The organism is Mesorhizobium sp. B2-8-9 (assembly GCF_006439475.1).
In the GTDB taxonomy this organism is placed as follows: Bacteria; Pseudomonadota; Alphaproteobacteria; order Rhizobiales; family Rhizobiaceae; genus Mesorhizobium.
The window spans coordinates 29533-46107 of record NZ_VFTQ01000019.1 but is presented as its reverse complement, the minus strand read 5'-3'; the positions used below and the strand labels follow the sequence as shown (position 1 = coordinate 46107).

Below are 16575 nucleotides of genomic sequence, written 5' to 3'. Positions count from 1 at the left end.
TTGATCGCCCATGACACATCGCCCGGCCTCGCAGCCACGAATTGACCCGCGTCAGATGCATAGAAGATCGACTGTCGCTCGCCGCAATTCTATTGCACGATGGTATCGGCAGGCTGCGGATTGGCTTGGCTTCGAGAGACCGACACCAAGGCATAATAGACGGTCCGACGGGGGCTGGCGCATGGTTGCGGCTTGACGGGAAAGGATGACAATGGAGATCGATCTCGGTCGCGTCCTGGACGCACATCCGGCCATGACGTGGACAGCGCTACCTGACGGTAAGATCAACTTCATCAACCGACGCTGGTCTGAATACACCGGTCTCGGGCTGGACGAAGCCCATGGCTGGGAGTGGCGGGCTGTGGTCGACCCGGACAACCTGCCCAAATTGCTTGAACGCTGGCAGTCGATCCTGGCTTCCGGCGAGCCCGGCGACATGGAGGCGCGCGTGCGACGGGTCGACGGGCAGTATTGCTCGCTCCTCATCCAATGCAATCCGGTGCGCGACGCCGCCGGACGTATCTTCAGATGGTGTGGTGTGGTCACCGATATCGACGATTTGCGGCGAGCCAAGGAGACATTGCGAGAGCGTGATCTTTATTTTCAATCGATCGTCGACAGTATTCCGATCCCGGTCGCGGTGACGACTCCGTCCGGTGAAATCGAGCGTCTCAATCAACCCACGCTCGATTACTTCGGCAAGACCTTGGAGGAACTAAAAAGCTGGAAGGTTTCCGAGGTTGTCCATCCGGGCGATCTCGAGCGCACGGTCGCGGCACAGGTCGAAGCGCACCGGAATGGCAGACCCTACAATGTCGAGAGCCGCCACCGCCGCGCCGACGGCATCTATCGCTGGTACAACGTCCATGGCCTGCCTTTGCGGGATCCCCAGGGCAACATTCTGCGCTGGCTCCATTTGCTGATCGATATCGAGGACCGCAAACGAGCTGAGGATGCGCTGCGCGAAAGCGAACGGCAGGCGCGCGCCATCGTCGATGGCATTCCCGGCCTAGTGGCCATCCTGACGCCTGACGGCAGGACCGACGTCGTAAACCAGCAAATGGCTGAGTATCACGGCCTGACTCCGGAAGAGCTACGGAAATGGGCAACAAACAGAACAATACATGACGACGATCTTCCGGGAGTGACCGAGATATTCAACAGGGCGATCGCTTCCGGCATGCCCTATGAAATCGAATATCGCTTGCGTCGCTTCGATGGGGTGTATCGATGGTTTTACAGTCGAGGCGTTCCTCTTCACGACCCCTCCGGACATATTATCTGTTGGTACGCCCTGCAGACAGATATAGACGACCGGAAGCGGGCTGAGGCGTCGTTGCGCGAGAGCGAGCGCGAATCACGGCTGATCCTCGACAGCATTCCCGCCAGAGTCGGCATCTACGATGCCGACGGCATCCGTGTTTCCGCCAATAGACAGGCGATCGAACTTAGCGGCTTCCCCGCTGATGTGGATTGGCGGAAAATTTTCCATCCGGATGATCTTGGGTTCGCCGAGAATCGATGGCGCGAATGTCTGGCCAAGGAAGAGCCGTTTGAGTGCGAATATCGTGCGCGCATGGCGGATGGCACGTATCGTTGGCATCTGGGGCGGCGGGTGCCAATGCGAGACGAGCAGGGCCGGGTGATCCGCTGGTATGGCGTCAGTCACGATATCGAAGATAGAAAGCGTGCCGAGCAGGCTCTCGCGACGAGCGAGCGCAATCTCCTCAACACGATCAATACGATTCCAGCGCTTGCATGGACGGCGACACCCGACGGTTTGATCGACTTCTATAACGAGCAATATCTTGAGTATGTCGGGCGCACCCTCGAGCAAGTCCAGGGTTGGGGGTGGACAGAGGCTTTTCACCCGGACGATCTGCCCAAAATCCTCGCCGACTGGGACGTCATGCTTGCCGCCGGCAGGGCTGGCGAGACGGAGGGACGCGTACGCCGCCATGACGGGCAGTATCGCTGGTTCATGTTCCGCACCAACCCCATGCGCGATGAGAACGGCAACATCATCAAATGGTACGGCGTCAATACCGAAATAGATGACCGCAAACGCAGCGAGGACGGCTTCCGCGCGATCGTCGAAACGACGCCTGAATGTGTGAAAGTGGTTGCTCGCGACGGCACGGTGCTGCGCACCAACGCGGCCGGTGCCGTGATGGCCGGTGTGCCTTCCGTGGACGCCGTAATTGGCCAGAGATTCGTCGATTTCGTCGCGCCCGAGCATCAGGCGCGGTATCGCGAATTCCACGAAAAGGTCTGCTCTGGGCAAAAAGGCTTTCTGGAGTTCGACCTTGTCAACGCGCAAGGCATTCGCCGACACATGGAAACTCACGCCGCGCCCTTGCGCGAGAGTGACGGCTCAATCGTGCAACTCGGCGTCACGCGCGATATGACGGAGCGCAAGCGGGCCGAAGACGCTCTTCGGCGCAGTGAAGCGTTCCTGGCGGAAGGCCAGCACCTCGCTCGCGTGGGCAACCTTTCCTGGAATGTCACGAGCGGCGAAATCATCTGGTCGGAGCAACTCTATCGCATCTTCGAGTTCGAGCCGGGCAAGGCCGTGACGCTCGATCAAATCGCCAGCCGGGTTCATCCCGAAGACATGCCGATGATGGCCGATATGGTGGAGCGGGCTCAACGCGGTGAACGCGACTTCGAATACCAGCATCGGATCGTGCTGCCGGACCAATCGGTCAAGTATCTGCATCTGATTGCGCACCGGGCTGGCTGCCACAGCAACGACGGCGTGATCGAATATATAGGCGCGGTTCTTGACATCACGCAACGCCGGCTCTCTGAAGAAGCAGTCGAGAAGCTGCGGTCCGAACTTGCGCAGGTAACCCGCATCATGAGCCTCGGCGCGCTGACGGCCTCGATCGCGCATGAGGTCAACCAGCCGCTGTCGGGCATCATAACCAATGCCGGCACCTGCCTTCGTATGCTGGCTGCCGACCCGCCAAATGTTGATGGCGCGCGCGAAACGGCGCGCCGCACGATCCGCGACGGCAATCGCGCGGCCGATGTGATCGCGCGGCTGCGTTCTCTGTTCACCAAGAAAGCCGTCACTATCGAGCCGGTGGATCTGAACGAGGCTGTGCGTGAAGTCATCGCGCTGTCCTGGAATGACTTTCAGCGCCGGCGTGTGGTTTTACGCACCGAACTCGACGATGGACTTCAGCCCGTCGGCGGCGACCGGATCCAGCTTCAGCAGGTGATCATGAACCTTTTGCGCAACGCCGTGGATGCAATGAACGAAGTCGAAGATCGCCCGCGGCGATTGCTGATCCGTAGCGAGGCCGGCGGCGACGATCTCGTGCGCCTCTCGGTGCAGGATGCGGGCATCGGCTTCGGGCCTCTGGGCGCGGAGAAGCTGTTTCAAGCCTTCTACACCACCAAGAGCGAGGGCATGGGAATCGGACTATCGGTCAGCCGGTCTATCGTCGAGAGCCATGGCGGACGTCTATGGGCCGAAGGAAACAATGGACCCGGAGCCACATTCTTCGTTTCGATACCGAAATATTCAGGGGACGAGATCCCCGTCCAAGCGACCGGAGCAAATTTTGCGCCGGTCATCAGCAGTGCCCAAGCCGCAGCGAGGATTTTATGAATGTCATGCATCCACTCGTGTCGGTCGTCGATGACGATGAGTCGGTACGCGAGTCGCTGCCAGACCTGCTCCGCGAGTTCGGGTTCCGTGCTCATGGGTTCTCGTCGGCGGAAGAGTTTCTGAGGTCGGATCGTGTGAGCGAGACCAGATGCCTGATCCTCGATGTCGTCATGCCCGGCATGACGGGCCCCGACTTGCAGCGCGAACTGGCGCGTCGTGGTCAGTCAATCCCGACAATCTTCATCACGGCGCTTAAGGACGATACGGTGCGGCCGCGCCTGATCGAACAGGGCGCGGTTGCGTGCCTGTTCAAACCCTTCAGCGATGCGGCCCTGCAGGAGGCACTCAACTCGGCGTTTCGTGCCGCTTGATCAGGAGGAGGTCTTGTCATGAGCTGCCGTGAAGCGATGATTGCCATCCGCAAGTATTTAGTGACTGCATCGAGCGTGGGGGGCGAGGTGTATGTCCATGTCATATGAAACACCTGTCGTATTCGTCGTCGACGATGACATCTCCGTGCGTGAGTCCCTGGAATTGCTGATCCAGTCGGCTGGCTGGCTGGCAAAGACATGCCAGTCCGGACAGGAATTCCTCGCCTGGTCCCGTCCGGCGGTGCCGAACTGTCTGATCCTGGATGTCAATCTTCCCGATCTGAATGGGCTGGACGTGCAGAAGCTAGTCTCCGTCGAGCGCACCGAAATGCCGATCATCTTCGTCACCGGCTATGGCGACGTGCCGATGACCGTGAAGGCGATGAAAGCCGGTGCCGTGGAGTTCCTGACCAAGCCGTTCAGCGACGAGGTCCTGCTCGCCGCTGTCGAACAGGCTCTCGATCGCAGCAAGACCGCGCTCGCGCTGGAATCGGAGGGGATGGCGCTGCGGGAGCGTCATGCGTCACTCAGCCATCGCGAGCAGGAAGTAATGGCACTGGTGGTTTCGGGGCTTATGAACAAACAGGTCGGCTTCGAACTCGGCATCAGCGAGATCACGGTAAAGGCGCACCGAGGTCAGGCGATGCGAAAAATGCAGGCCCGCTCCCTTGCCGACCTGGTGAACATGGCCGCCCGGCTCGGTATCGGACGCTAGGAAAAGATGCCGATCATTCGGCATCCCTCTCGATCTTTTATTCTGAGTTTTGATGCAAGAGCGCTATTTGGCGGTTTGCGCGGCTTCCACAACGGTCTTGGACATTCGAACAAGGGATCGGGGCTCGGAATTTTCGTCATGCCGTCTCTCCTCTAAGTTCGGGATTGCTAGCGATTTTGTTCTGATGCGCTGTCAGATGCGCGGGAGCAACGACAATCTATTTATAGCACGTTGGCATCGGCAACACCTTTGGATTGATCTCACCCCACCAACTACTTCGACAGGGATTTGAGATAGGCGATGACTGTTTGGACGTCGTCCGGCTTTCAGCCCGGCAAATGTCATCGTCGTTCCGGGAACCTTGGTTTTGGGGGCCGCCAAATATTCGGCGAGCGTCACTTCATCCCACACCAGACCCGCCGCTCCGCCCCCGGCCATTGCCTTCGAGTATTTAAAACCATCGACCGTGCCGCCCGGGCGGCCGATCACGTGCCAAGATATGGCCCGACCTTGTTCGTGGTTGTATCACCCGCGTGGCAAGCCGTGCATTTCTTGAAAACGGTTTTTCACGCATCGATGTCTTCTGCTGAAGCTGGCGGAGCGCAAGCAAACGCGATGGCGCCCGCCAAGATGGCAATTGGCTGTCTCACTGATGTCTCCTGATCGCATGTGACCGCCAGGCGGAATGATGTATTCGATGCCGCGGCGGATAATTCAGTACAGACCCGGCCTCATTGCGGCTGAGCCTTATCCGGTATTTCGCGGATATCGGACGGCGCTTCAATTATTCCAAAGTACCGGCGACACTAACGTACAATCGACTCCCTGCCGCCGGGCCGTAACCTTGGGGATCGCCACCCGGTTGCGAGGGAGAGAACTCCATGGCCTTCACCATTAATGTCAACGGTCAGACACATAGCGTGGATGTTGATGACGACACGCCGCTTCTCTGGGTGCTGCGCGATGTATTGGGCATGACCGGCACAAAATTCGGCTGCGGCATGGCGCTGTGCGGTGCCTGCACCGTGCATCTGGACGGGCAGGCCATTCGCTCCTGCGTCACCCCGATCGACAGCATTGGCCAGTCCCAGGTCACCACGATCGAAGCGATCGGCGCGACCGATGCCGGCGCCGCGATCCAGAAGGCCTGGCTCGACCGGGAAGTCCCACAATGCGGATACTGCCAGTCGGGCCAGATCATGTCCGCCACGGCGTTGCTGGCAAGCAATTCCCATCCGACGGATACCGACATCAACGACGCGATGTCGGGCAACATCTGCCGCTGCGGGACCTATGCGCGCATCCGCGAGGCGATCAAGCAGGCCGCTGCGAGCTGAAGGGGAGGCAATCATGATCGTAAATCGCGACAGGTCCCGGGCCTCCGACCCGGCTTCGATGAACACTCTTTCTCGTCGCAGCTTCCTGCAGGCTGCAGCGGCAGCGGGCGGCGGCCTGATACTTGGTTTCACCTTGCCGGCAGCCAATGCCGGTAACGAGGGGTTCATCCCCAACGCCTTCATCCGCATCGAGACAGACGGACAGATCGTGCTGACGATGCCCTATGTCGAGATGGGGCAGGGCACGTACACCTCGATCCCGATGCTGATCGCCGAGGAACTGGAGGTGGACCTCGACCAGGTGAAGCTGGAACATGCTCCACCCAATGAGAAGCTCTATGCCAATCCACTGCTTGGCGTGCAGGCAACGGGTAATTCGAACGCGATCCGGGGGGCATGGAAGCCGATGCGCCAGGCCGGTGCGGCCGCGCGGACGATGCTCGTTTCAGCCGCAGCAGCGCGCTGGAATGTCGACCCGGCGACCTGCCATGCGCAGCGCGGCGAGGTGATCCATGCCATGACCGGCCGACACCTTGGCTATGGCGAGCTCGCCGCCGAAGCGGCACGCATGCCGGTTCCGGGAGATGTTTTGCTCAAGCAGCCGCAGGATTTCAAGCTGATCGGCACGCCGGCCAAGCGACTCGACCTCTCCGCGAAGGTGAACGGAACCGTGGTCTTCGGTATCGATGCCCGTCCGCCCGGCGTGAAAATCGCCACATTGGTGCAGACGCCGGTGTTCGGCGGCCGTGTCAAAAGCGTGGACGATGCTGCGGCGAAGGCCGTCAACGGTGTGCGCCAGATCGTGAAACTCGACGACGCAATCGCGATTGTCGCGGATCATATGGGCGCGGCGAAGAAGGGACTCGAGGCACTGATGATCGAGTGGGATGATGGCCCCCACGCTGGCCTCACCACCGAAGTGATCTCCGCGGAGCTCGAGCAGGCGACCGTGAAGCCAGGAGCGGTTGCCGAGACCGTTGGCAATGTAGACCGGGCGATGGCCGGCGCGGCTATTAAGGTCGAGGCGACCTATCACGTTCCGTTCCTCGCGCATGCGACGATGGAACCAATGAACTGCACAGCCCATGTGCGCAAGGGTGGGTGTGAGATCTGGGTTGGAAATCAGACGATCGCGCGCGCTCAGACCGCCGCGGCGAAAGTGCTGGGCATGCAGCCGGAGCAGGTGGTGGTGCACAACCACCTTATCGGCGGCGGTTTTGGACGCCGGCTCGAGGTTGATGGTGTGGTCCGTACCGTCGAGATCGCTAGGCAGGTCGACGGTCCGGTCAAGGTCGTGTGGACGCGCGAGGAAGATATCCAGCACGACATGTACCGCCCCATGTTCCATGACAGGTTGTCCGCGGGGCTCGACGCCAAAGGCATGCCAGTCGCCTGGAACAATCGCTTTGCCGGGTCCTCCATCATCGCGCGATGGCTGCCGCCGGGCTTCAACAACGGCCTTGATCCGGACACGACTGAAGGCGCCATCGGCTTGGTCTATGATCTGCCAAACCTGCATGTCGAATATGTACGCGTCGAGCCGCCAGGCATTCCAACCGCCTTCTGGCGCAGTGTCGGGCCATCGCACAATGTCTTTGTCACCGAGAGTTTCATGGATGAACTCGCGGCGGCGGCCAAGCAGGATCCGGTGGCGTATCGTCTGGCGCTGCTCGATAAGACGCCACGCGCCAAGGCCGTACTGGAGCTTGCCGCCAAGAAGGCGGGCTGGGGCGAGAAGCTGCCACCGCGGGTGGGACGCGGCGTCTCGATCCAGAATACCTTCGCCAGCTACATGGCGCATGTTGCCGAGGTCGAAGTGGCGGAGGACGGCAAGGTTCGCGTCCGGCGAGTCGTCTGCGCCGTCGATTGCGGGATCGTCGTGAACCCCAATACCGTCGAGGCACAGATACAAGGCGCAGTCATGTTCGGTATCACCGCGGCGCTGCACGGAGAGATTACCGTGACGGATGGCCGTGTCGAGCAGACCAATTTCGATACTTACAAGATGTTGCGTATCGATGAGGCACCTTCCGTCGAAGTTCACCTCGTCCCAAGCTCGGAGGCCCCAGGCGGCATGGGTGAGGCCGGCACGTCTTGCATCGTGCCGGCTGTGACCAACGCGATCTTCGCAGCCACGGGAAAGCGGATGCGCAAGCTGCCGGTGGACCCCGAAGTGTTGAAGCAGTTGGGTTGATCCCGAGTGAAGTGACGCTGGGGCTGCATGGCCAAACGTCATGCAAGCCGTGGCGGCCGCGAGCGCGATAAGATGTTTCCTCACATATTTCATGTCGTTTTCCCCTGTTTTGGAATGGCACCGCCCGATCCGGCTTCGGCCGGAAAGGCACGGCAATCGTTGGGCGCGCAGGAGACCGTCACGGTCTCGCCATTCGCCATCGTGGCTTTGGGGCCGACCTTGACGGTCAGCACCTGGTCGCTGCTGAGCCTTGCCAGTAGGCGCAGGTGGTCGCCGAGATAAATGCGCCCGTCGACCGTGGCGGGCAGGGCGTTGCCGCCGGCAGTTCCTGAGGCGAGGCTCAGCCGCTCCGGACGGATGGCGATATGGCAAGGGGCGCCTTGCACGACGCCCACGGCCAAGGCGGTGAGCTCGCGCGACGTAGTAGTCGACGCTCGCTTGCCTAAAGCGAACGCGCTGGCAAAAAGCCCGCGGGGTTTGTGCTGATGTGCCTACACCAGCATCGCTTCGGCGTTTGTGCGCGATGTCGTGAGCGGGCCAGATATTCTATGACACCGCCTGCGCCGTCGACAGGACGCTGAAGCTGTATGACGGCCATTTCCATGACCTCCTCAATGACCGGGATAAGGAGATCGTCATGGCTGACATCAAAGGTTGGGTCGACGAACGTGTTTGAAACCGATGGTCAGCCTCGGACGCGGTCGATCAGCGCTTGGACTGAGGTAAACCGTGCTTCGTTCTGACCGGCCGTTAAACAGGAATTGGAAAGAACCGAGCGCCGGCAAGCGCTCATGTCGGGCGCAGGATCGCGACCCAATCGGGCCGCTCGTTCAACCGTGCCGTAAGTGGCGAATCCGTGTCCGGCACCTACAGCCAGCGCTTTGCGCTTGCGTCCGGCCGCTTCGAGCTTCGCCACGCCTGCGTCAGGGATTTTCGAGAAGAAGCGAGCCAGCTGGAACCCCGCTGGCCGCCAAATGTTTCCTGATGATCAGAACGGCAATAGGATGGAAGATGGCCCCACGCGCAGTTTGGAAGGGTTTCCTGAAGGTCGGGTCGGTTTCCTGCGGCGTCAAGCTCGTAGGGGCGACGAGTGAGGCCGGAAAGGTCCACTTCAAAATCCTCAATCGGCAGGACGGTCTGCCTGTCAAGAGTGCCTACGTGGATGAAGGGACCGATGACGTCGTTCCGTCGGAAGATCAGATCAAAGGTTATGAAGCTGAGAAGGGCGATTTCATCGAAATCGAGCCCGACGAGATCAAGAAGCTGAAGCTGACTTCGCAGCACACGCTCGAGGTGGAGGCGTTTGTCGATGTCGACGACATCGACACGCGCTATCTGGAAAAAAACTATTATGTCGTTCCGGCGGACGGCGCCGCATTGGAAGCATTCTCGGTGCTGCGCGACGCGATGGCGAAACAACGGGTCGCGGCCAGGTCATGCGTCGTGCTTTATCAGCGTGGGCGGGAAGTGGTGATCCAGCCATTCGGCAAGGGCATGCTGTTGACAGGGCTGCGGACCCACGATGAGATGGTTTCCGAGCGCAGCGTTTTCGATGAGCTGGAAAGCCCGAAATACGACAAGGATCTGCTTGAGCTCGCCGAGCTGCTGATCGACAAGAAGGTAACCAAATTCGACCCGTCGAAGTTTAAGGACACTTACGAAGACGCACTGATTGCCATGATCGATGCCAAGCGCAAGGGTAAAAAGCCGCCAAAGCCCGAGCCTCGGCCACAAGAGAATGTCGTCGATCTCGCTTCTGTGCTTCGCAAGAGTCTGGAGAAGGAAGGCATCAAGGGACAGCCCAGAGCAAAGGCGAGCCGCAAGTCCGCGTGATCGCGCGTTTTGCTACGCCTCTGCCGCGGTCATCGGTACCACAAGGTGGGAGTAGGCCTACCAGCGGCAAGCAACATTTTTTGCGCGAGGGACGGCTACCTACCGGTGCTAATCAAATCCCGAGCGACACCTGTGGCGAGTTCTCGGCCCGCCGTTGAGCATCATCCGCGCCTGACAGGTCGCGCCGCGCCTGGCGCAGAGCCAATCTATGGAATCTAGGCGAGCCAACAAAGCTGACCGAACGCAGGGCGGGCAGAGAATTGGGCTAAAATGCTCGTTACAGGAGCATGTCTTGCTTTGCTCAGCGACGGCATTCCTGCATGCAGCATCAAATGTGACGAACTGGCCGTATAAATCCGGCTACAGCGGGACACTTCAGAAGTTGAGAGGGAGCGCGATCTCAACGTCCCGGCTAGTTTGGCAGCCCCGCCGTCCTCATCGCGCCAGTGACGTCATCGATGATCTGTGGCGCTAGCCCTACCGCTTTCGACCAACCGCCGATGGTGAAATGCGGGTCCAGCGTCATCAGCCGCTTGGCCGAGGCCTTTGCCTCGTCGATCCGCCCAAGCCGCGCCAGCGGCGCCGCCAGCCAGCCATGCAGAATGCTGAAGCCCGGATTCATCTCGACCGCTCGGCGGCCGGCCGCGACCGCCTGTTCATGTCGGCCGGCCAGGAAATTGCCAAAGCCGATAATGCCTTGCGGCACGCAACTCATGGCGTCCATTGGGCTGAGCCGCATCGCTTTTTCGCACCAGTCGATGGCGCGCGCTGCGTCGCTGCCATATGCCACCGGCACGCAGCCGAAAGCATAGACGAAGGCGCAGGAGGCGCTGAGCGAAAGCGCGGCCGCAAATGCCTCGTCGGCGAGGCCGCGGTCGTGCTCGACCAGGCCGATGGTGAAGCCGGCCAGGGCCAGCGCCATCGCGTCGCCCGAGCCGTGCTCGATCGCCGCGTGGGCATGGCGGGCCGCCTTGTCGCGATGCTCGGGCCTCAAGCCGCCGCGGATGAAAAGCGTCTGGTGCGCCCAGGCAGAGAAGCCATGCGCCAGCGCGTATGTCGGCTCTATGGCGAGGGCCTGGTCGAGCAGTGGCAGCCCCTTGGCCGCGCCCTGGGGCATGAAGGTATAGACGTCGGGGAGCGCCCGCAGCAGAAGGTCATAGGCGTCGAGGCTGTCGGGGCGCTTGCGCCTGACGCGCTCGATCTCGACGCGACGCAGGTTGGGCTCGATCGCCGCCACCACGGCGACGGTGATCTCATCCTGCAGCGCGAACACATCTGTGAGATCGCGATCGTAGCGCTCGGCCCAAAGATGGCTGCCGTCCTCGGCCTCGATCAACTGGCCGGTGATGCGCACGCGGCTGCCCACCTTGCGCACCGAACCTTCCAGCACATAGCGCACGCCAAGCTCCCGCCCGACCTGCTTCACATCCACCGCGCGGCCCTTGTAGGTGAAGCTCGAGTTCCGCGCGATGACGAACAGCCAGCGGATGCGTGACAGGCCGGTGATGATGTCCTCCACCATGCCATCGGCGAAATAATCCTGCTCCGGATCACCGCTCATGTTCTGGAAGGGCAGCACGGCGATGGAGGGCCGGGCGGGAATTTCGGGGCAGGGGGCCGCTTGCTGCGCCGCGGGGGTGCCCTGCACGCCGCCGTCCTCGCGCACCGCACCGACGAAGCGCAGGCCCCGGCGCAGGATGGTGCGGATCAGCCGCTGATCCTCGCCATTGTCGCTGAGCGCGCCGCGGGCGGCGTTGACGCGGCTGGCCAAGGTGGCGTCGGAGACGATGCGCCCCTGCCATACGGCGTCGACCAAGTCGTCCTTGCTCACCACCCGGTCGCGGTTACGGATGAGGTACTGCAAAAGGTCGAACACCTGCGGCTCGACGGGGATCAGGTCGTTGCGGCGGCGCAGCTCGCGCCTGTCCCCGTCCAGGACGAAATCCTCGAAATGATATGGCAATGCGTGCTCCACCCGCCGGAAAACGGCTACTGCGGTAGTCTAGCCGGCTATTGGGCGCAAAATCAAAGCGATCTCAAGGGAAAATCAAGAGGTCCTGAAGGCCGCCTGAAAGCGGGCCCGGCCGCTCCGTCGCATAGTTCTCCTGCAAGCAACGCAAACAAACGCTTTTGAAAAGGAGAACTCGAATGTCTACCGCTGCAATCATCGCTTCCGCCGCTCTCACCCTCAGCGTCGCCGCCGCCGGAACGGCAAATGCCCAGCCTGCGAAATCCGTCGTCCTCGTCCATGGCGGCTTCGTCGACGGTTCCGGCTGGGACGGCGTCTACAAGATCCTCAAGAAGGACGGTTACGACGTCACTATCGTCCAGAACCCGACCACATCGCTCGCCGACGACGTGGCTGTCACCAAGCGCGCCATCGCCGCCGCCAAGGGCGACGTCATCCTGGTCGGCCATTCCTATGGCGGCGTCGTGGTCTCGGAAGCCGGCACCGATCCCAAAGTGAAGAGCGTCGTCTACATCGCCGCTTTCGCCGCCAATGCCGGCGAGTCGGTGTCGAGCCTGATCGCCAACCCGCCTGCCGGCGCCGCGGTGCCGCCGATCCTTCCGCCTGTCGACGGCTTCCTGATGCTGGACAAGGCGAAGTTCGCCGCTTCATTCGCCGCCGACGTCGATCCCGAGCTCGCCTCCTTCATGGCCGACTCGCAGGTGCCGTGGGGGGTAGCCGCGCTTGAAGGCAAGGTCACCAAGCCGGCCTGGAAGGTGAAGCCGTCATGGTACCTCGTTGCCACCGACGACCACATGATCCCGCCGCCGGCGCAGCGCCAGATGGCCGGCCGCGCCAAGGCGACGACAATGGAAGTGCCCGGCAGCCACGCCATCTACGTCTCCAATCCCAAAGCCGTCGCCGACCTTATCGAACAGGCTGCTTCTGGTAAGAAATGAAATTCGCGTTACTCCGACGGAAGCCCGGGCGCTTGGCGGCGCCCGGATATACGGAATTGCCGTTCACGGAGTATAGAAGCCCCGCAGGCTTGTGGCTGTAGTGAGACCTAAGCCCGCTTGAACCTTCGACCTATTTGGGGAATTGTCGTTTTCTCTTGACACGGGTGAACGATGAAGCGGACGGACAAAGCGAAGCCTTTGGTGCCAACCGAAATCCACGTCGGCGCCGTGGAGGATGACAAAGGCAACCTCGGCATCCTATCGATACAGACGGCCGAAGGTATCTTGGATATCGCGCTCGACCTTCACGCCGCCGATGCCATCGTGAATGCGATTGGGACTATCCGGTCCAAGCTTGCACTGGTTGAAAGCTAGGCTATCGGCTAGGACTAGAAAGAAGACCGGTTGAAACCGGGCGGAAGGTCTTTCTTAGCAGTCGAATCGACCTGAGGCGCCGACCAATCAAACGTTCGGCCCAGCTAATCTGCGGCATCTTCATGACGACCTGACAAGGGCGACACTTCGCGGTTATCGAGGGTCAATCGGTAGCCGTTTGGCAGGTTCAGTAGCAGCATCAGCGCTTCTGCAGCCGAGTGGAAGGTGACGATGGTAACCACCCGATCGCCATCAAGGCGCTGCAGGCGGTAGACCGGCCTGTGCGGTCTATGTTCATCCACGCAACATTCCCCCTACGCCAGACACGTTAGAGAGCGTCTATGAAGGTTTCATGAGGCAGGTTCCGCCATGCCTAGCGGCGGGCGCGGCTGTGCTGGAGCTTTGCCGCGCTTTCTGCATGCTGTCTCAACGCCAGAAGCGCTTGGTGTTGACAAAGGCATCGTGCGCTTCCGCGGCGTGCTTCAGAAGCTTGGACTTCTCGTCGGCGCTGAAGAGATCTTTCGCACCATCCAGGTCCGAAAGCTCCAGCGCTGCAAGCATATCGGGGGCGGTGGCGATATCGTTGAGGCTGCCCAGTTGATCCTGCAGGCCCTTCATCGCCTCAATGAACCGTCGATGGCGTTTAGCTTCCGTCTTGCTGTTGTAAAGCGGCTCGAAGAACTCCGCCGCGTAGCGCAGTTTCTTTGCGGCGATCCGCACTTTATGGCGGGTCTCGTCGTCGGCATCGATGAGATTGCTGCCGCCCTTTGCCACCTTTTTCCAAAGTTTATCAAATACATCCGACGCGAAATCCCTCGACGACTGCTCATGCAACTTTTCGCATGATGGGGTTCGCCACTCCCCGATGGAAATCCATTCGGTGATATCGATCATCAAAGACCGGGCGCGCGTTGAGGAGAACGATGCTTTGACCGCCGCATAGGCTTCGCCGCGCGCTTCTTGAAGACGACGAGAGAGAGGGTCGCTCGAAGCGCGGTCGATCATCACGTCGATGTTGCGTGCATCGCCAAGTTCCGACGCGAGCCATTTCAATTCTTCTCGCAGGTGGTCGAAACGGCGGTCGTCGAACAGGGACTTGCAGATCGAACACAAGGAGCGCAGTCGTCGCAGCGACACACGAGCCTGGTGCAGGGCGTTGGCATCGCAGGACCAGCCCAACGCCATTTCGTTCAGCCGAAACTGTTTGAGACAGGCTGCTGCGATGCGGGCGAACGCCGTTGTCGCACTTATGTCAGAGGTCAGTGGGGTCGCGACCGATTTCACGGCACTGGGCGCCGAGTCAAGCAGACGGTAGCCTCGTTCAGCTTTGCTCAGCACCCCGAGATGCGCCGGCGCGATCACGTCGATTTTCCGGGCTAATGCAAACAGCGCTCTCGGCGAGCCTGCCTTCTTTTCCAACTCGATCTCGAAGAGCGGCGCCTCGCGATCGGCTGCAACGACCTTGCCGATATCCAAGGCGACTTCGATCGTGGCGTTGCCATCCGTCACGTTCCAGGAATGCCGTTTGACATGAACCTCGAACAGAGCCGCGAGCCTGGGGCCAGCCTCTGCAAGCAGGTCTCGGGTCTCTGGATCATCAAGTACCGGCGTATCGCCGGCGACCGGTTGCTCGTATTCCTTGCGTGTGAACGATCCGGCCGCGCTTCTATCGCCGGTTTTGACGGTTTGTATCCTCTCATTTCCCGATTGCCGAATTCGGAGCGATAGGCCGCGCTTGGACAGGTCCCATTCGGCGGTATCGAAATAGCTTGATCTCTGCTGGAGAACGGTGGGCGAGGATCCGAACGGATTTTTCTTGAGGAGCGATCCCGCACCCGACCGCGAAAGCTCGAGCTTCAGTTCCGTTTCCTGCATGATGTCCTTGGCGCCGCGCAACTTCACGACAATCGAACGGGTCCCACTCTGCATCGTGCGTCATTGAGCTGTCACAAACAACCGCTCGTCTCGGCCAACTCTGGCCGGGCTCCCAAGCCGGCAGGCGACAATACGCGAGCCGGAACCACACCGGTCAGTCCTCGTTCATCCGATGATGCGAGAGAAGGACATGGGTAAATGGCTACCGAAGAAGAAGAAAAGAAGAAGGCGAGCCGCGTGGTTAAAGGGCAAGAACTCGAGGTAGAGCACCTGGCGGAAATTGCGGACGTCACGCCGAAACAGGCGCGCGCTTTGCTGCGAAAGCATGGTGCCGACTGGACCAAGCTCAAGGAGGAAGCCGAAGATTTAAAGGAAGACTGAACCGTCGGTATGGCTTCCACGTTTCCGAGCGGCACTGGCCGACCGGTTGGCTGACGCCGTTGCAGCGAAGCGCCTTATGAGACAGCCGACACGGCCGGAACTCGGGCTGACTGGCTTGCCGTCGAGACGTGAATTAGTTTCAGCTAACAAAGGCGCTCTCTTAGAGCTGTTAGTGGGGAGCCAGGGGACGGAGTTTCCAATGGATGCAACCGAACTACAGACGATCAGCGACACTCTGATGCGGATTGTGACGCCAGATATGACGCCGAAACAACTGTTGAGGCGGCAAGGAAGGAACACCCGGACGCGTCAAAGAAAGACATCGCCCGCGCGGCGTTCTACTCGATTATCGCCAACGCCGACCAAGACCACGGAAAGGTCAAAACCTGCAGGCGTTCGCCATCGCGGGCCGAGTGAGCGGCGATGCTTAGCGAGGTGAGCCCTTGCGTCCTAACGATTGCCCACCACTCTGCAATCTATTACGGACAGGCTGAGAGACCTCCAAACCAGCGATGTCATTCCGATGCGGTCGGGCGGACAAAAGCGGTCCGCCAAGTGGGAGAGGTGGGCGCTTGCTTCCCGAGACTACGCACGACCTTCGGTCTCGGCTGCCTTAAGCAATCACGCAGCCTTGCGTTCCTTCAAAGCCTTCTCGAAAGCATGTGACCGGCATCAATTTGGGCGCGACGCCGAAGATCCGTTGCGACCCGTTGGCGATGCTTCATACAATTCGCAGCCTCAGGCCGAGCTGAACGTCTGCCTTCTGATTGCTGCGAACCAAACCCGACCGTCCGGAATGCCCCACCGCAACATTGGCCAAGCTGTCACCAAGCGTCTGCAATAGGCAGCCGCGACACACATCTGAGGTATATGGCGCCCTTCGCCGGGGGCTGTCGGTCCCGCATCCCGCCTTTCGGCGGCGCTATGCTGATGCTCCTTCGGCCGCCCTGTTGAACCGGTCTCAGGGC

Annotated in this window: 14 protein-coding genes; 10 read left to right on the top strand and 4 right to left on the bottom strand. The window is 60.7% G+C overall.

What is annotated here, in order from left to right; all coding sequences use genetic code 11:
- Window positions 1-211: 211 nt before the first annotated feature.
- From FJ423_RS21555 to FJ423_RS21530, 6 genes are all read left to right on the top strand, one after another.
- Window positions 212-3619: a PAS domain S-box protein gene (locus FJ423_RS21555; RefSeq protein ID WP_181174868.1), complete on the top strand. Its 3408-nt coding sequence runs from the start codon at window positions 212-214 to the stop codon at window positions 3617-3619.
- Window positions 3616-3990, top strand: a complete 375-nt coding sequence (locus FJ423_RS21550) for a response regulator (RefSeq protein WP_140844960.1) — start codon at window positions 3616-3618, stop codon at window positions 3988-3990. The genes FJ423_RS21555 and FJ423_RS21550 overlap by 4 nt, the downstream gene beginning before the upstream one ends.
- Before the next feature lie 97 nt (window positions 3991-4087).
- The gene (locus tag FJ423_RS21545; protein ID WP_140844954.1) at window positions 4088-4705 is read left to right on the top strand and encodes a response regulator; all 618 of its coding nucleotides are present in this window, start codon (window positions 4088-4090) and stop codon (window positions 4703-4705) included.
- Between the two features lie 300 nt (window positions 4706-5005).
- Window positions 5006-5368, top strand: a complete 363-nt coding sequence (locus FJ423_RS33640; protein ID WP_181174867.1) for a hypothetical protein — start codon at window positions 5006-5008, stop codon at window positions 5366-5368.
- 218 nt (window positions 5369-5586) lie between these two features.
- Window positions 5587-6042 (top strand): (2Fe-2S)-binding protein, encoded by a 456-nt coding sequence (locus tag FJ423_RS21535; RefSeq protein ID WP_140844947.1) that lies wholly within the window; start codon window positions 5587-5589, stop codon window positions 6040-6042.
- 13 nt (window positions 6043-6055) lie between these two features.
- Complete coding sequence (locus tag FJ423_RS21530; protein WP_140845051.1) at window positions 6056-8236, top strand: xanthine dehydrogenase family protein molybdopterin-binding subunit; 2181 nt, start codon at window positions 6056-6058, stop codon at window positions 8234-8236.
- An 89-nt stretch (window positions 8237-8325) separates the two neighbouring features.
- On the opposite strand, the gene FJ423_RS21525 is transcribed toward FJ423_RS21530, so the two are convergent.
- Complete coding sequence (locus tag FJ423_RS21525; protein WP_246680221.1) at window positions 8326-8631, bottom strand: TOBE domain-containing protein; 306 nt, start codon at window positions 8629-8631, stop codon at window positions 8326-8328.
- Window positions 8632-9247: 616 nt separating this feature from the next.
- On the opposite strand from FJ423_RS21525, the gene FJ423_RS21515 reads away from it, so the two are divergent.
- Entirely contained in the window at window positions 9248-10069 is an 822-nt protein-coding gene (locus FJ423_RS21515) for a Ku protein (RefSeq protein WP_140844942.1), read from the top strand.
- 412 nt (window positions 10070-10481) lie between these two features.
- Here the strand turns inward: FJ423_RS21515 and FJ423_RS21510 are convergent, their stop codons facing one another.
- Window positions 10482-12032: a winged helix-turn-helix domain-containing tetratricopeptide repeat protein gene (locus FJ423_RS21510; RefSeq protein WP_140844936.1), complete on the bottom strand. Its 1551-nt coding sequence runs from the start codon at window positions 12030-12032 to the stop codon at window positions 10482-10484.
- A 185-nt stretch (window positions 12033-12217) separates the two neighbouring features.
- Between FJ423_RS21510 and FJ423_RS21505 the strand changes: the two genes are divergently transcribed.
- Both FJ423_RS21505 and FJ423_RS21500 read left to right on the top strand, forming a co-directional pair.
- On the top strand, window positions 12218-12976 hold the full coding sequence (locus tag FJ423_RS21505) for an alpha/beta hydrolase (protein WP_140844930.1): 759 nt from the start codon (window positions 12218-12220) through the stop codon (window positions 12974-12976).
- Window positions 12977-13147: 171 nt separating this feature from the next.
- The gene (locus tag FJ423_RS21500; protein WP_140844924.1) at window positions 13148-13351 is read left to right on the top strand and encodes a hypothetical protein; all 204 of its coding nucleotides are present in this window, start codon (window positions 13148-13150) and stop codon (window positions 13349-13351) included.
- Between the two features lie 104 nt (window positions 13352-13455).
- Here FJ423_RS21500 and FJ423_RS21495 read toward each other — a convergent pair whose 3' ends face one another.
- Window positions 13456-13653 carry a hypothetical protein gene (locus tag FJ423_RS21495; protein WP_140844919.1) on the bottom strand — a complete coding sequence of 66 codons (198 nt, stop codon included), beginning with the start codon at window positions 13651-13653 and terminating at the stop codon, window positions 13456-13458.
- A 124-nt stretch (window positions 13654-13777) separates the two neighbouring features.
- Window positions 13778-15253 (bottom strand): inorganic triphosphatase, encoded by a 1476-nt coding sequence (locus FJ423_RS21490; RefSeq protein ID WP_348642920.1) that lies wholly within the window; start codon window positions 15251-15253, stop codon window positions 13778-13780.
- Between the two features lie 171 nt (window positions 15254-15424).
- Between FJ423_RS21490 and FJ423_RS21485 the strand changes: the two genes are divergently transcribed.
- Window positions 15425-15607, top strand: a complete 183-nt coding sequence (locus tag FJ423_RS21485; protein ID WP_140844913.1) for a hypothetical protein — start codon at window positions 15425-15427, stop codon at window positions 15605-15607.
- Window positions 15608-16575 lie beyond the last annotated feature (968 nt).

Excerpts from the sequence above, each read along its gene's own strand:
- FJ423_RS33640 (WP_181174867.1), top strand. The coding sequence starts at position 5,006 with ATGACTGTTTGGACGTCGTCCGGCTTTCAGCCCGGCAAATGTCATCGT.
- FJ423_RS21550 (WP_140844960.1), top strand. The coding sequence starts at position 3,616 with ATGAATGTCATGCATCCACTCGTGTCGGTCGTCGATGACGATGAGTCG.
- FJ423_RS21485 (WP_140844913.1), top strand. The coding sequence starts at position 15,425 with ATGGCTACCGAAGAAGAAGAAAAGAAGAAGGCGAGCCGCGTGGTTAAA.
- FJ423_RS21530 (WP_140845051.1), top strand. The coding sequence starts at position 6,056 with ATGATCGTAAATCGCGACAGGTCCCGGGCCTCCGACCCGGCTTCGATG.
- FJ423_RS21500 (WP_140844924.1), top strand. The coding sequence starts at position 13,148 with ATGAAGCGGACGGACAAAGCGAAGCCTTTGGTGCCAACCGAAATCCAC.
- FJ423_RS21555 (WP_181174868.1), top strand. The coding sequence starts at position 212 with ATGGAGATCGATCTCGGTCGCGTCCTGGACGCACATCCGGCCATGACG.
- FJ423_RS21515 (WP_140844942.1), top strand. The coding sequence starts at position 9,248 with ATGGCCCCACGCGCAGTTTGGAAGGGTTTCCTGAAGGTCGGGTCGGTT.
- FJ423_RS21545 (WP_140844954.1), top strand. The coding sequence starts at position 4,088 with ATGTCATATGAAACACCTGTCGTATTCGTCGTCGACGATGACATCTCC.
- FJ423_RS21535 (WP_140844947.1), top strand. The coding sequence starts at position 5,587 with ATGGCCTTCACCATTAATGTCAACGGTCAGACACATAGCGTGGATGTT.
- FJ423_RS21505 (WP_140844930.1), top strand. The coding sequence starts at position 12,218 with ATGTCTACCGCTGCAATCATCGCTTCCGCCGCTCTCACCCTCAGCGTC.